The organism is Pseudomonas fluorescens (genome assembly GCF_000968015.1).
GTDB classification, from domain to species: domain Bacteria; phylum Pseudomonadota; class Gammaproteobacteria; order Pseudomonadales; family Pseudomonadaceae; genus Aquipseudomonas; species Aquipseudomonas fluorescens_W.
On record NZ_LACH01000017.1, the window covers coordinates 62,855 to 76,983 of the forward strand.

Sequence of the window (14,129 nt, forward strand, 5' to 3'; positions counted from 1 at the left end):
CTGTTGAATCTGTTCGGTAGTCAGCTCTGGGGACATAAGTACACACTCTGGGACAGGCGGCGATTCTAACCCTTATAAAGTTGGATCCGACACCCTGGCCGGTCCATCGCCTGAAGTTTCATCAAATGCCCGGGCCTGCCTCACCGCATGTCCATCCGCCAAACCGTGGCCTTGCGCAACACGCTATACTCCCGCTCTTTTTTCCGGAGCGACGTCATGTCCCTGCCTAGCCTGCGCCTCAAAGCCAACGCCGACCGTCGCCTGCGGAACGGCCATTTGTGGGTCTACAGCAACGAAATCGATGTAGCCGCTACTCCTTTGCACGGTTTCAAGGCCGGCGACCAGGCGATCCTCGAAGCAGCCAGCGGCAAGCCGCTGGGCATCGTTGCCATGAGCCCGAACAACCTGATCTGCGCCCGCCTGTTGTCGCGCGACATCAAGTTGCCGCTGGACAAGTCGCTGCTGGTGCATCGCCTGAACGTTGCGCTGTCCCTGCGCGATCGCCTGTTCGACAAGCCGTTCTATCGCCTGGTCTACGGCGATTCCGACCTGCTGCCAGGTCTGGTAGTCGACCGTTTCGGCGACATCCTGGTGGTACAGATCGCTTCGGCAACCATGGAAGCCCATAAAGAAGACGTGATCGCAGCGCTGACCCAAGTGATCAAGCCTAGCGGCATTCTGTTCAAGAACGACTCCGCTGCCCGTGATGCCGAAGGCCTCAACCGCTACGTCGAAACCGTGTTCGGCCTGGTGCCGGAGTGGGTTGCGCTGGAAGAGAACGGCGTGAAATTCGAAGCGCCGGTCATCCAGGGCCAGAAAACCGGCTGGTTCTACGACCATCGCATGAACCGCGCACGCCTGGCACCTTATGCCAAAGGCAAACGCGTGCTGGACCTGTACAGCTACATCGGTGGCTGGGGCGTGCAAGCGGCTGCGTTCGGCGCCAGTGAAGTGTTCTGCGTCGATGCATCGGCCTTCGCCCTTGACGGCGTCGAGCGCAACGCCGCGCTGAACGGTTTCGCCGACAAGATGACCTGCATTGAAGGTGACGTGTTCGAAGCCCTGAAAGAGCTGAAAGCCAGCGAAGAGCGCTTCGACGTGATCGTTGCCGATCCTCCGGCGTTCATCAAACGCAAGAAGGACATGAAAAACGGTGAAGGCGCCTACCGTCGCCTGAACGAGCAAGCCATGCGCCTGCTCAGCAAGGACGGCATCCTGGTCAGCGCTTCGTGCTCGATGCACCTGCCGGAAGACGATCTGCAGAACATCCTGCTGACCAGCGCCCGTCACCTGGACCGCAACATCCAGATGCTGGAGCGCGGCGGTCAGGGCCCGGATCACCCGGTTCACCCAGCCATCGCCGAAACCCGCTACATCAAGAGCATCACCTGCCGTCTGCTGCCAAACAGCTGATTACGCCGGTTTGACGGGGAGCCAACCGGCTCCCCGTTCTGTTATCTGTTATTGAACTCTCCAACTTCCTACTCCAGCGGTCTTAATGACTTGCAGGACGTTTCGCTATGTCTTTTATTTCAGCGGACAGAACTTACAAAATTCATCCAACCCTCAGATCGATCCGACAAAATTACTGGAACATTCCTACCCAATCTCCACTTGATAAGAACTCATTACAAACTATGATTAAGTCGTCACAAAGGAGTGACACTCACTATCAATTACAAGGAGTTAAAAACATGAAAGCAATTACTCTGGAAGCTAACAAAATCGCTAACCTGGCTTTTCTGGTTGCGCCAAAAATCCGCTAAGTAAATGAAACGCTGGGGAGTGCCGGCTACCCAGCGTTTTCTATGGCAAAGACCAGAGTGAATCGCCAATCATGCAGATAAACCCTTATATATTCATACTTCCTCGCTCTCCCGACCAAATAGTCTGGGATTACAAGAACCACAAACAGTTCGAATTGAACCTTGAATATTCAACTCGCCTTGCACACCTTATCGACACCCCTGAAAAGTTTGATGACAACAACATAATAGACACGCAACTCCTGAACGCGGGAATACTCACAACCTCAATACAAGACACCCTTGATTGGGGCTGGGATGAACTGTCGAAGATATTTCATATCGGCACCAAGAACATTCCTTGTGAATATGTCCCCCAAGATATTAATGAATGGTCGAGACACTATCTGGACCATTGCGCCGAAGTTCTGGCCACTCCTGCCCCGGAGGTCAGACTCACAGAACGTCCGACAAGCGAGCGGATTGCCCTGCCCCAACCGTCCTGTCTGCCGCAAAGCGCACTTGCAAAGACGTTGATCGACCGAAAAACCTGTCGCTCCTTCACAGGTGAAGGGGTTTCTCTCGACGATGTGGGCACTCTTTTGTATTTGTCCCTTGGCTATCTGCGTGAGCGCGACAACGACATCGATGAAACCATCGCCGAAGGTCTCGGCGCCCGGCGCAGCAGCCCATCCGGTGGCGGGCTGAATGCCTGCGAAGGTTTTCTTCATGTTCAGAACGTCAGCGGCCTGAATCCCGGGCTCTACGCCTACCTCCCCGACGAACATGCATTGAGCTTCGTCAATCCGCTGCCTGACTCGCCCTTGGGCCAGTTGTTGTGTGGGCAGCATTTCATCAACAACCTGCCAGTCGGCCTGTTTATCACCGCTCGCTTCGACAAACTGTGGTGGAAATATGAACACTCGCGGGCGTACCGAATGGCTTACGTCGAGGCGGGTCATATTTCCCAGACCTTTCAACTGGTGGCCACCGCACTTGGGTTAAACACCTGGCTGACCGGTGCGTTGGCGGACGATCAGGTCGAAACGTTGCTAGGGATCGAGGTCAGCGCCGAACAACCGTTGTTTTTTGTGGGTTGTGGCCAGAGTGACGGGCAAGTGATGTGCAAGGAATTGAAAGCGCTGCTAAGCAGCCGAGGCTCACACCAATGACCGGCCCCCGCACAGACGACCTGTCACTGCCCGACACCTGGGCCCAGCGCTTCACCCTCGGCGACTGGAACACCCGAGCCTCGGTACGAACCAGCGAGCACATTTATCAATTGCCATCAGATCTGGAACGGCAACTGGAAACACGACACTGGTTCCCGCCGGCCTTCCTGCCCTACCTGAATCACCCGAAAATCGAAGCAGCCGGTAGTGCGATCACCCATCGATTATCAGCCAACCATCTGGTGTATTTCCTCGACTACACCACCCGACTCGAACATCGGATCGTCAACCGCTCCGTGGAAACCATCGTCCACGATGAGCTCGGTGCGTCCATCCCCCGACGGATGAAAACGTCCGCCCTCCAGCTCTATACCGATGAGGGTTATCACGCCCTGTTCTCCAATAGTCTCGCCGAGCAGATAGCCGACCTCTACGGCATGACACAACGCCCGGTGATGCCGCACCGCATTACCCGACTGAACGCCCTGCTTGACCACGCACCGGACAGGCATAAGGCGCTGGCCTGGTTTCTCGTTGGCTTCGTGTCCGAGACCATCATCGCCAGGGAACTGCTTGAGGTTTGCCGCAACGAGTTGGTGTCCAGCGTTCAGGAAATGCTCAGGGACCACCTCACCGACGAGGCCCGACACAGTCGTTACTTTTGCGAAGTGTTCCATTATCTGTGGCTGACCCTGAACAGCAGCCAACGCACGTTCGCCGCGAAGCTGCTGGTGGACATCCTCCTGATTTTCTTTGAGGTCGATGAGCGATGGCTGAAGGAAAGCCTGAACAGCGTGGGCCTCGGGGAGAATTGCGTCGCAGAAATCCTCAGCGCCCTGACCGGCCCGCAAGCCTGCCTTCAGCGCGCCCGATCGGGGGCAAGTGCGACGCTCCAGGCAATGGAGAAAGCAGGGTTCTTCGACCTGCCATCCAACCAGCAGCTCTTCGCAAAGGCAGGGCTTGTCGATGACTGAAGGAAAATCCGGAGTCAGTGAAAAAAACCGCCGGGGCACGGTCACTCTGTTGATGACCATGACACTGCTTGGCGTCTTCCCCCTTGATGTGGTGCTTCCGTCCTTTCCCGCTCTTTCTGACTACTTTCAGACCTCACCGTCCGAGATTGCCCTGTCCGTCAGCGTGTTCGCCATCAGCCTGGCACTGTCCGTGATATTGGTCGGGCCATTGTCGGATGTGTGGGGACGCAAGAAGCTGCTGTTGGGAGGCATTGTTATCGCGGCAATTGGAGCGGCTGGTTGCATGGTCGCCAGCGACTACCGCTGGTTTCTGGGGTTTCGCATGGTTCAGGCGATTGGTTGCGGGTCATTTTCGTTGTCGCAGGCGCTGATACAGGATCTATTCGTCGGTAATGAACGGGAACGCATCAGGATCTGGATGGTAACGGGGAGCGGGGTGTTCATTTCAATTTCGCCGCTGCTGGGAACCTGGCTGCAATCGTGCCTTGGCTGGCAAGGCAGTTTTTATGTCTTCATTGCACTGGCGATTGTTGCCTGGCTCGGTGCCTACCGGTTACTCAAGGAAATCCCGCCTGTCCAAAGCGCAGCACACATGGGGTTTTTCAGTGCTTATCGGCGCTTATGTTCGGATGTACGCTTCATGGGTTACTGGTTGATTTCGGCCCTGGCCTTCGCCTGCCATTTTTCGTTCATCGTTTCTTCGCCCATCATTTTCATGGAGCGTCTGGCGCTCTCGCCGTATGAATTCGCCTGGGCGTTGCTGCTGTATGGCGTGGCATATGTATTCGGCGGAATATTAGCCAGCGTGCTGCATCGATACCTGCAAGCCAACAACCAGATCATTATCGGCCTGGGCCTGATCGCCGTTTCAGGCGGGGTCATGCTGTGGCTGACTCGCCAGTTCGGTCTTTCTGCGGCGACGGTGTTGATCTCCATGCTGGTTTGCACCATCGGCACCACCATTGCCAGGCCAATCGTCAACTCCAAAGCGATGAGTCTTCACCCGGAGAATGCCGGGGCCTCCACCTCGGTCGGGGCCATGCTGATTTTCATGTTCGGCGGTGTGATCAGCTCGGTGATCAATCTGACGCCCGAAAACCTGACCACGACTCTGGCCCTTGGCTTCCTGACACTGAGTGTTGCAGGGCTTTGGGTGAACGCAATGATCAACCACAAAACTCAACAGGCACTTAATACCGGGTGATACGTACCAGTCGTCATTCCGTCCACTCCGTCAGTACTGGATCAACACTTCCCGGCATTCCCTCCTGACGCCAGCCGTGTAGAATCGCGACATTCATCGCCAGTCATCCCCCGGCGGGTTTATGAGCTCAAGCTGAAGCGCGCGGCGATCCCGCAAAGTTATCGGCAACTTCCGGACACACGGCCATTTCTGAGTGTTCCAGACGTCAATAGAAGCTCACTTCCCTTTTGATACCTGATTAGCCGCCCGGAGTGCTTCATGCCTGATTACCGCTCGAAAACATCCACCCATGGCCGCAACATGGCCGGCGCCCGCGCACTGTGGCGCGCAACGGGGATGAAAGATGACGACTTCAAAAAGCCGATCATCGCCATTTCCAACTCCTTCACCCAGTTCGTACCGGGCCACGTCCACCTCAAGGACCTGGGCCAACTGGTCGCCCGTGAAATCGAACGCGCCGGCGGTGTCGCCAAAGAATTCAACACCATCGCCGTGGATGACGGCATCGCCATGGGCCACGACGGCATGCTGTATTCGCTGCCGAGCCGCGAGATCATCGCCGACTCCGTCGAATACATGGTCAACGCCCACTGCGCTGACGCCATCGTCTGCATCTCCAACTGCGACAAGATCACCCCAGGCATGCTGATGGCTGCCTTGCGCCTGAACATCCCGGTGATCTTCGTTTCCGGCGGCCCGATGGAAGCCGGCAAGACCAAACTGGCCAGCCACGGTCTCGACCTCGTCGACGCCATGGTGATCGCCGCCGACTCCAGCGCTTCTGACGAGAAAGTCGCTGAGTACGAGCGCAGCGCCTGCCCGACCTGCGGTTCGTGCTCCGGCATGTTCACCGCCAACTCGATGAACTGCCTGGTCGAAGCCCTCGGTCTGGCATTGCCGGGCAACGGTTCGACCCTCGCGACCCACAGTGACCGCGAACAGCTGTTCCTGCAGGCCGGCCGCACCATCGTCGAGCTGTGCAAGCGTTACTACAACGACAACGATGAGTCGGTATTGCCGCGCAACATCGCCAACTTCAAGGCGTTCGAAAACGCCATGACGCTGGACATCGCCATGGGCGGTTCCACTAACACCATCCTGCACTTGCTGGCCGCGGCCCAGGAAGCCGAGATCGATTTCGACCTGCGCGACATCGACCGTCTTTCCCGTCACGTGCCGCAACTGTGCAAAGTTGCGCCGAACATCCAGAAGTACCACATGGAAGACGTGCACCGTGCCGGCGGGATCTTCAGCATCCTCGGCTCTCTGGCCCGTGGTGGTCTGCTGCACACCGACCTGCCGACCGTGCACAGCAAAACCCTGGCTGAAGGCATCGCCAAGTGGGACATCACCCAGACCGACGACGAAGCGGTGCATCACTTCTTCAAGGCCGGCCCTGCGGGCATCCCGACGCAAACCGCGTTCAGCCAGTCGACCCGTTGGGAAACCCTGGACGACGACCGTGAAAACGGCTGTATCCGCAGTGTCGAACACGCTTACTCGAAAGAAGGCGGCCTGGCCGTTCTGTACGGCAACATCGCGCTGGATGGCTGCGTGGTGAAAACCGCTGGCGTCGACGAGTCGATCCACGTGTTCGAAGGCAACGCGAAGATCTTCGAAAGCCAGGACAGCGCCGTACGCGGCATCCTCGCGGATGAAGTGAAAGCCGGCGACATCGTGATCATTCGTTACGAAGGCCCGAAAGGCGGCCCGGGCATGCAGGAAATGCTGTACCCGACGTCCTACCTGAAATCCAAAGGCCTGGGCAAAGCCTGCGCCCTGCTCACCGATGGTCGCTTCTCCGGCGGCACCTCGGGCCTGTCCATCGGCCACGCTTCCCCAGAAGCAGCAGCGGGCGGCGCGATCGGTCTGGTGCAGGATGGCGACAAAGTGCTGATCGACATTCCGAACCGCTCGATCAACCTGTTGATCAGCGACGAAGAAATGGCCGGCCGCCGTGCCGAGCAGGATCAGAAAGGCTGGAAGCCTGTGGAAAAACGTCCACGCAAGGTGACCACCGCACTGAAGGCCTACGCCCTGCTGGCGACCAGCGCCGACAAGGGTGCTGTGCGTAACAAGGCGATGCTCGACGGACTGTGATGCTTAACCGTTGAACAAAAAAATGCCCCGCCAAGTGCGGGGCATTTTTTTGACCAAAATCCTCCAAACATAGGAGATCAACTGTAGGAGCGAGCCTGCTCGCGAAGGCGGTGTGTCAGCCAGCATAAATGTCGACTGACCCGACGCTATCGCGAGCAGGCTCACTCCTACACTGGATTTTCGGTGCTTACTGGATTTCTGCCGGCGTCACCACCACCCAGTTCTTGTCCGCTGTGACCTGCAACCCTTCCTTGGCCTGAGCGGCGGCGTGCTTGGCCATCATGCCGTTAATCTGGGTCATGTATTTGTCTTTGCGGTTGACCCACAAGTGGATGCCACCCTTGGCCACGTCGACATCGTGGAACAGCATGTAACCATCGCTGCTCGGGGTATCGCCGCCAACCAGTACCGGTTTTTTCCACTCATCGATGTAGGTCAGGATCGCCGCGTGCTTGCCGGCCATCCAGGTCGCCGGCGTCCACAGGTACGGGGTCAGTTCGAGGCCGAGGTTAGCCTTCTCGTCATACTTGCCCGCGGTGATCTGCTTGCGCGCCGTGGTCAGCTCGCCGGTCTTCGGGTCCTTGAGCAACAAGCTCACCCCGATCACGTTCTGCGGTTTGACGTTGTAGCCGTACTTCGGATCGGCAGCGACCATCCGCACCAGCTCTTCGGAGGCAGCGGTCATCACGTAGACCTCGATGCCGTTCTCCATCAGTTTGTTGTAGAGCTCTTTCTGGCCGGTGAAGATTTTCGGCGGATTGACGTCGAGGTTCTTGACCACGTCGCCTTCGTAATACGTCGCCGGCACCGGTTTACCGGACGCCATCAACTCATCGACGTAGCCTTTGAGTTCCTGGAGGGTGAAGCCGGAGAACACCTGCGCAACCCATGGATAGCAGACCATGTCGTCGACTTCGCAGAGGCGATAGTAGTAGCTGAACAGGCTTTCCTTGTGGTCGGCAGTGTCTTTGAACGGCATCAGTTTCAGGGAGGGGTCGAGTTTCTCGCGGGTGATCAGGCCCTTGTTTTCCATGAACGGCAGCAACGACTCTTCGAGGTCGTAGCGGTAACTGGTGTTGTCCATGTCGAACACCGCGTAGTTACCTTTGTTGGCGTTGGCGGCAATCATTGCGTCCAGCGCCTTGGCCTGATCGGCTGGCCAATGCTTCAAATCCGTGGCGAATACCTGGCCGGCAAGGCCTAGGCAGAGTGCTGCGGCCAAAAATTTCGGTGCGAGCTTCATCAACATTTCTCCCTGAGTCAAAGATATCGACGCTAACAAATTAGTGTGACAGTCCTCGTCTGCCTGCGACCGCCCGCGTCCCTTTCGCGTCAGCTGCATCTCTGACAACGACACCCTCTTATTCCAAAAACGACAGTTAACAGACCTTTTTGATATTAAATCATTAGTTTTCAAGCTGTTAGGCTTGCCGGTTCGCGGCTGCACCGGAAGGTAGCCGGCACAAGTCTTTATCGGAGTTCCAATGAATCTGCCGCTGATCCTCAATCTGCTGGTGTTCCTCGCCCTGCTCTTTGGCCTGGCGCAAACCCGTCACACCACGTGGAGCCTGGCGAAAAAAGTCCTGCTCGCGTTGGTGATGGGCGTGGTCTTCGGGGTGGCTCTGCACACCGTTTACGGTGCCGGCAACCCGGTACTGAAAGCCTCGATCGGCTGGTTCGATCTGGTGGGCAACGGTTACGTGCAGTTGCTGCAAATGATCGTGATCCCGCTGGTGTTTGCCTCGATCCTCAGCGCGGTGGCCCGCCTGCACAACGCCTCGTCGCTGGGCAAGATCAGCTTCCTGACCATCGGCACGCTGTTGTTCACTACCGCCATCGCAGCGCTGATCGGTATCGGTTTGACCAACCTGTTTGGCCTGACCGCCGAAGGCCTGGTGGCTGGCACTCAGGAAATGGCGCGTCTGCAAACCATCCAGACCGACTACGCGGGCAAGGTTGCCGACCTGAATGTGCCGCAGCTGTTGCTGTCGTTCATTCCGCAAAACCCGTTCGCCGACCTCGCTCGCGCGAAGCCGACCTCGATCATCAGCGTGGTGATTTTTGCTGCGTTCCTCGGAGTCGCAGCGCTGCAACTGCTGAAAGATGACGTCGAGAAAGGTCAAAAAGTGATCAACGCCATCGACACCCTGCAAGCCTGGGTGATGCGTCTGGTGCGTCTGGTGATGAAGCTGACCCCGTATGGCGTATTGGCGCTGATGACCAAAGTGGTCGCCGGCTCCAACCTGCAGGACATCATCAAACTCGGCAGTTTCGTGGTGGTTTCCTACATCGGGCTGGGCCTGATGTTCGTGGTCCATGGCTTGCTGGTGTCGGCGGCCGGGATCAACCCGCTGCGCTTCTTCCGCAAGATCTGGTCGGTGCTGACGTTTGCCTTCACCAGCCGTTCCAGCGCTGCGACTATTCCGCTGAGCATCGAAGCCCAGACCAGCCGCTTGGGTATTCCACAATCCATCGCCAGTTTCGCCGCATCGTTCGGCGCGACCATTGGCCAGAACGGTTGTGCCGGTCTGTACCCGGCGATGCTGGCGGTGATGGTTGCGCCAACCGTGGGCATCAACCCGCTGGACCCGCTGTGGATCGCGACGCTGGTGGCGATTGTGACGCTGAGTTCGGCCGGTGTGGCCGGCGTGGGCGGTGGCGCGACGTTTGCCGCGCTGATCGTGTTGCCGGCGATGGGCTTGCCGGTGTCACTGGTGGCGTTGCTGATTTCGGTTGAGCCGCTGATCGACATGGGCCGTACGGCGTTGAACGTGAGTGGTTCGATTACCGCCGGTGCGATCACCAGCCAGATCATGCAGCAGACCGATAAAGCGCTGTTGGATGCGGATGAGCATGCGGAGTTGGCTCACGCTTAAGTAGCGTCTGACTGTCCGCCATCGCGAGCAGGCTCACTCCTACATTGGAATGCGTTCCCCTGTAGGAGTGAGCCTGCTCGCGATGCTTTTAGGCTTTTTCCCAAACTTCGAAGTTGTACGCAGGCTTGTCGCCTTCCGCCGGATTTGGCACGTTCGACACCAACTTCCACTGGTTCAAATCAAACGCCGGAAACCACGCATCCCCTTCCGGGCTCAGCGCCACGCGCGTCAAATACAGCCGATCAGCCTGTGCCAACCCTTGCGCATACAACTGCGCGCCGCCAATCAGCATCAGCTCATCGACGCCCTGTTCTTTCGCCCATGCTTCGGCCCGAACAACGGCGGCCTCCAGCGACGGATAAACCTCCGCGCCTTCCAGCACCAGATCCACCTGACGGCTGACCACGATGTTCAACCGGCCCGGCAACGGACGACCGAGGGAATCCCAGGTCTTGCGACCCATGATGATCGGCTTGCCGAGGGTGGTGGCCTTGAAGTATTTGAAGTCCCCCGGCAAGTGCCAGGGCATGCTGTTGTCGACGCCGATCACACGGTTTTCACCGAGGGCTGCAATCAGGCTGAGGGGGAGTGATTTAGTCATGCCGGCGAGGATACCAGAGCCATCCGTCACCCGATAAGCGCCACAGCGGTTATGCTCACAGCTCAATTGAGCGACGGGATGCCGCGTGACTGAACTGAATAACCTCTGGTTGACGGAAACCATTCGCCTGCGTGAAGAGCACGCAGGCCCCCTGGATGATCTGGAAGCCAACCGACTGGCCCGCAGCGCCGGTGGTGACCTGCCGACACGAATTCAACGCCGCGCGTTGTGGCTCGCCGAGCGCGACGGACTGACCAACGCCCTCCAGCATTGGCTTCAAGGCGCGCGTCTGGCGCTGATCGTGATGGCGGTGCTGGCCATTGTCAGCGGCGCCGGCCTGGCGTTTGCCGCAATGGGCGACGGGCAGACTCCAGTCAATGTGTTCTGGGCCTTGGGCAGTCTGCTGGGGCTGAACCTGATTCTGCTGCTGAGCTGGGCGCTGGGCCTGGTGTTTGCCGGTGAACATGGCGCAACGCTGGGACGCTTATGGTTATGGCTCAGCGAAAAACTCGCCCGCGATGCCAAAGCCGCGCAAATGGCCCCGGCCCTGCTGCTCTTGCTGCAACGACAGAAACTCAATCGCTGGGCGGTCGGCGTACTGGTCAACGGCTTGTGGTTGCTGGCGATGCTCAGTGCGCTGGTGATTCTGTTGATGCTGATGGCGACCCGGCGTTACGGCTTCGTCTGGGAAACCACGCTCCTGGGCGGCGACACTTTCGTCGCCATGACCCAGGCCCTCGGCGCCCTGCCGGCCCTGCTTGGTTTCAACGTTCCGACCGTGGAAATGATCCGCGCCAGCGGCGATGCCGCGCTGAACATCGAAAGCGCCCGCCAGGCCTGGGCAACATGGCTGGTCGGCGTGCTGGTGGTCTACGGTGTGTTGCCGCGACTGTTGCTGGCGCTGTTCTGCCTGTGGCGCTGGAAAACCGGGCAAGCGGCATTGCGTCTGGATTTGAACCTGCCCGGTTACGCCCAACTGCGTGAACGGCTGATGCCCACCAGTGAACGCCTTGGCATCAGCGACGCGGCGCCAGAGCAACTGCACCGAATCGAAAACGGTGTCAGCGATCTGCCAAGCGATGGCGCGCTGTTGGTGGCCATCGAGCTGGACGATCAACGTCCATGGCCGCCGCAATTACCGAAAACCGTGGGCAACGCCGGCATCCTCGACAGTCGCGAATCGCGGCACAAACTCCTCGAACAGCTGAGCCGCTTTCCCCCGGCCCGTCTGGCCATCGCTTGCGATCCGCGACGTTCGCCGGACCGCGGCAGTCTGGCATTGATAGCCGAACTGGCGCGCAGCGCCAGCGCCACCCGCGTCTGGCTGCTACAAGCACCGCCGGGCGAAGCGCTGGATGCCGAAAGGCTGGGCGACTGGCACGTGGCGCTGCAACAGCTAGACCTGCCGTTCGCCGATTGCGCGCCGTTGAACTGGCTGGAGAGCGGTCATGACTAACCCCTGGAAACCGCCCTTAAAGCTCGCCGTGGTCGGCCACACCAACGTCGGCAAAACCTCGTTGCTGCGAACGCTGACCCGCGATGTCGGCTTCGGCGAAGTCTCTCATCGCCCGAGCACCACACGACACGTCGAGGGCGCACGGTTGTCGGTAGACGGCGAGCCGTTGCTCGATCTCTTCGACACGCCGGGCCTGGAAGACGCCATCGCACTGCTCGACTACCTCGAACGTCTGGAACGACCGGGTGAACGCCTCGACGGCCCGGCACGGTTAGCGCGATTTCTTGACGGCAGCGAAGCGCGACAACGGTTTGAACAGGAAGCCAAGGTGCTGCGGCAACTGCTGACCTGCGACGCCGGTCTCTACGTGATCGACGCCCGGGAACCGGTACTGGCCAAGTACCGCGACGAACTGGAAGTGTTGGCCAGCTGCGGAAAACCGCTGCTGCCGGTGCTGAACTTTGTCAGCAGCGCCAACCACCGCGAGCCGGATTGGCGCGAAGCGTTGGCACGTCTGGGCTTGCACGCCTTGGTGCGTTTCGACAGCGTCGCACCACCGGAGGACGGCGAACGTCGACTGTATGAAAGCCTCGCGCTGCTGCTGGAAAATGCCCGCCCGCAACTGGAACGCTTGATCGCCGATCAGCAAGCCCAACGCCAGGCCCGCCAACAGAGTGCGGCACGGCTGATTGCCGAATTATTGATCGACTGCGCCGCGTGCCGACGCAGCGTGGTCAGCGAAGCCGAGCAAGAACAGCAGGCCATCAGCGAATTGCGCAAAGCGGTTCGACAACGGGAACAACGCTGCGTCGAAGCGCTGCTCAAGCTGTACGCCTTTCGTCCACAGGATGCGGCGGCCAGTGATCTGCCACTGCTCGATGGCCGCTGGGGTGATGACCTGTTCAACCCGGAAACACTGAAACAGCTCGGCGTGCGGGTCGGTGGCGGTATCGCGGCCGGCGCGGCAGCCGGGGCCGGGGTTGATCTGTTGGTGGGCGGGCTGACCCTTGGCGCAGCGGCATTGGCCGGGGCGATCGCTGGCGGCGCCCTGCAAACCGCCCGCAGTTATGGCAGCCGCCTGCTGGGCAAGATCAAAGGCCAGCGAGAGCTGACCGTCGATGACAGCGTGCTGCGGCTCTTGGCGTTGCGTCAGCGGCAACTGCTGCAAGCGCTCGATGCGCGTGGGCATGCGGCAATGGACAGCATTCAGGTGGCCACGCCCCAGGACAAAACCTGGCGCGAAGGCAAACTGCCCGAGGCACTGAACAAGGCTCGGGCGCATCCGCAGTGGTCGTCGCTGAATCCGCATCCGAAGTTGAGCCAGGCAGAGCGACAGGAACAGATTGAAGAGTTGGCGCAGCAGCTCTGAACTTGCGGCGCCGGTTCTGGCCCCATCGTCGGAACGCCGCCCGGAGCAAGCTCGCTCCCACAGGGGATCTCCAGTGTATCGAGGTCAAATGTGGGAGCGAGCTTGCTCGCGATGGCCGCAACTCGGTCTCGCGTCTTGAACGCTACCACCCCGCCTTCAAAAACTGTTTCACCAGCGCCGTCACACGACTTCGATCCGTGCGATCCGCCCGCCCGTCGTTGTCCACATCCGAACTCAATATCAGCTCGAAAACCCCATCGTTATCAAGATCGCGAGCCGCTGCCTTGTAGGCAATCGTCGGCCCTTCATGAAAATGCAGGCGTACCGTTTCAGGCGTGCCGTCAGCGGATGGATTCTGCGAGAAGATTCGCAAGTGACGGCCCTCACCCTCCCCGCTGTTGGACCAGGCGCATTTCAAATACGTTTTGCTGAAAGACTTGAGCCGCTGTCGATCCGCCTCCGTCGCCTTGCGCTGCAACTGATCATCTTCATAGAACTCAAAATGAACGGTATCTGCCACGCCCTGACCGCTTCGTTCCTGTGCAATCACTTTCAAATAACGCATCCGTGCGCTTCCTTGGGAAAAGCCCAGACTGGCCCAATACCGCAAGCCAATCCATCCGCTGCTTCCC

The 14,129-nt window shown here is 59.0% G+C and carries 11 protein-coding genes; 8 read left to right on the plus strand and 3 right to left on the minus strand.

Translation table 11 applies throughout. The annotated features are described in order from the left end of the window. Positions 1 to 216 precede the first annotated feature (216 nt). The 5 genes from VD17_RS09995 to ilvD all read left to right on the plus strand — a co-directional run bounded on the left by VD17_RS09995 (position 217) and on the right by ilvD (position 7,195). A complete protein-coding gene (locus VD17_RS09995) occupies positions 217 to 1,413 on the plus strand; it encodes a class I SAM-dependent rRNA methyltransferase (protein ID WP_033060516.1) in 1,197 nt (398 codons plus the stop codon). Between the two features lie 424 nt (positions 1,414 to 1,837). Beyond that, on the plus strand, positions 1,838 to 2,917 hold the full coding sequence (locus VD17_RS10000; protein ID WP_046053695.1) for a SagB family peptide dehydrogenase: 1,080 nt from the start codon (positions 1,838 to 1,840) through the stop codon (positions 2,915 to 2,917). After that, the gene (locus VD17_RS10005) at positions 2,914 to 3,891 is read left to right on the plus strand and encodes a diiron oxygenase (RefSeq protein WP_046053696.1); all 978 of its coding nucleotides are present in this window, start codon (positions 2,914 to 2,916) and stop codon (positions 3,889 to 3,891) included. The genes VD17_RS10000 and VD17_RS10005 overlap by 4 nt, the downstream gene beginning before the upstream one ends. Further along, positions 3,884 to 5,095, plus strand: a complete 1,212-nt coding sequence (locus VD17_RS10010) for an MFS transporter (protein ID WP_046053697.1) — start codon at positions 3,884 to 3,886, stop codon at positions 5,093 to 5,095. Before VD17_RS10005 ends, VD17_RS10010 begins: the two co-directional genes overlap by 8 nt. A 258-nt stretch (positions 5,096 to 5,353) precedes the next feature. Next, positions 5,354 to 7,195: a dihydroxy-acid dehydratase gene (ilvD, locus tag VD17_RS10015; protein WP_033060521.1), complete on the plus strand. Its 1,842-nt coding sequence runs from the start codon at positions 5,354 to 5,356 to the stop codon at positions 7,193 to 7,195. Positions 7,196 to 7,382: 187 nt separating this feature from the next. Here ilvD and VD17_RS10020 read toward each other — a convergent pair whose 3' ends face one another. Continuing rightward, entirely contained in the window at positions 7,383 to 8,438 is a 1,056-nt protein-coding gene (locus tag VD17_RS10020; protein WP_046053698.1) for a phosphorylcholine phosphatase, read from the minus strand. Between the two features lie 241 nt (positions 8,439 to 8,679). Between VD17_RS10020 and VD17_RS10025 the strand changes: the two genes are divergently transcribed. After that, positions 8,680 to 10,071 (plus strand): L-cystine transporter, encoded by a 1,392-nt coding sequence (locus VD17_RS10025; protein ID WP_046053699.1) that lies wholly within the window; start codon positions 8,680 to 8,682, stop codon positions 10,069 to 10,071. A gap of 88 nt (positions 10,072 to 10,159) precedes the next feature. Here VD17_RS10025 and VD17_RS10030 read toward each other — a convergent pair whose 3' ends face one another. Beyond that, entirely contained in the window at positions 10,160 to 10,672 is a 513-nt protein-coding gene (locus VD17_RS10030) for a dihydrofolate reductase (RefSeq protein WP_046053700.1), read from the minus strand. An 85-nt stretch (positions 10,673 to 10,757) separates the two neighbouring features. On the opposite strand from VD17_RS10030, the gene VD17_RS10035 reads away from it, so the two are divergent. Both VD17_RS10035 and VD17_RS10040 read left to right on the plus strand, forming a co-directional pair. Further along, positions 10,758 to 12,128 (plus strand): DUF2868 domain-containing protein, encoded by a 1,371-nt coding sequence (locus VD17_RS10035; protein WP_046053701.1) that lies wholly within the window; start codon positions 10,758 to 10,760, stop codon positions 12,126 to 12,128. Next, positions 12,121 to 13,497, plus strand: coding sequence for a GTPase/DUF3482 domain-containing protein (locus VD17_RS10040; RefSeq protein WP_046053702.1), 1,377 nt, complete (start codon positions 12,121 to 12,123; stop codon positions 13,495 to 13,497). Before VD17_RS10035 ends, VD17_RS10040 begins: the two co-directional genes overlap by 8 nt. 142 nt (positions 13,498 to 13,639) lie before the next feature. Here the strand turns inward: VD17_RS10040 and VD17_RS10045 are convergent, their stop codons facing one another. Further along, the gene (locus VD17_RS10045) at positions 13,640 to 14,062 is read right to left on the minus strand and encodes a hypothetical protein (RefSeq protein ID WP_046053703.1); all 423 of its coding nucleotides are present in this window, start codon (positions 14,060 to 14,062) and stop codon (positions 13,640 to 13,642) included. Between the last annotated feature and the right edge of the window lie 67 nt (positions 14,063 to 14,129).

Excerpts from the sequence above, each read along its gene's own strand:
- VD17_RS09995 (WP_033060516.1), top strand. The coding sequence starts at position 217 with ATGTCCCTGCCTAGCCTGCGCCTCAAAGCCAACGCCGACCGTCGCCTG.
- VD17_RS10000 (WP_046053695.1), top strand. The coding sequence starts at position 1,838 with ATGCAGATAAACCCTTATATATTCATACTTCCTCGCTCTCCCGACCAA.
- VD17_RS10005 (WP_046053696.1), top strand. The coding sequence starts at position 2,914 with ATGACCGGCCCCCGCACAGACGACCTGTCACTGCCCGACACCTGGGCC.
- VD17_RS10010 (WP_046053697.1), top strand. The coding sequence starts at position 3,884 with ATGACTGAAGGAAAATCCGGAGTCAGTGAAAAAAACCGCCGGGGCACG.
- ilvD (WP_033060521.1), top strand. The coding sequence starts at position 5,354 with ATGCCTGATTACCGCTCGAAAACATCCACCCATGGCCGCAACATGGCC.
- VD17_RS10020 (WP_046053698.1), bottom strand. The coding sequence starts at position 8,438 with ATGAAGCTCGCACCGAAATTTTTGGCCGCAGCACTCTGCCTAGGCCTT.
- VD17_RS10025 (WP_046053699.1), top strand. The coding sequence starts at position 8,680 with ATGAATCTGCCGCTGATCCTCAATCTGCTGGTGTTCCTCGCCCTGCTC.
- VD17_RS10030 (WP_046053700.1), bottom strand. The coding sequence starts at position 10,672 with ATGACTAAATCACTCCCCCTCAGCCTGATTGCAGCCCTCGGTGAAAAC.
- VD17_RS10040 (WP_046053702.1), top strand. The coding sequence starts at position 12,121 with ATGACTAACCCCTGGAAACCGCCCTTAAAGCTCGCCGTGGTCGGCCAC.
- VD17_RS10045 (WP_046053703.1), bottom strand. The coding sequence starts at position 14,062 with ATGCGTTATTTGAAAGTGATTGCACAGGAACGAAGCGGTCAGGGCGTG.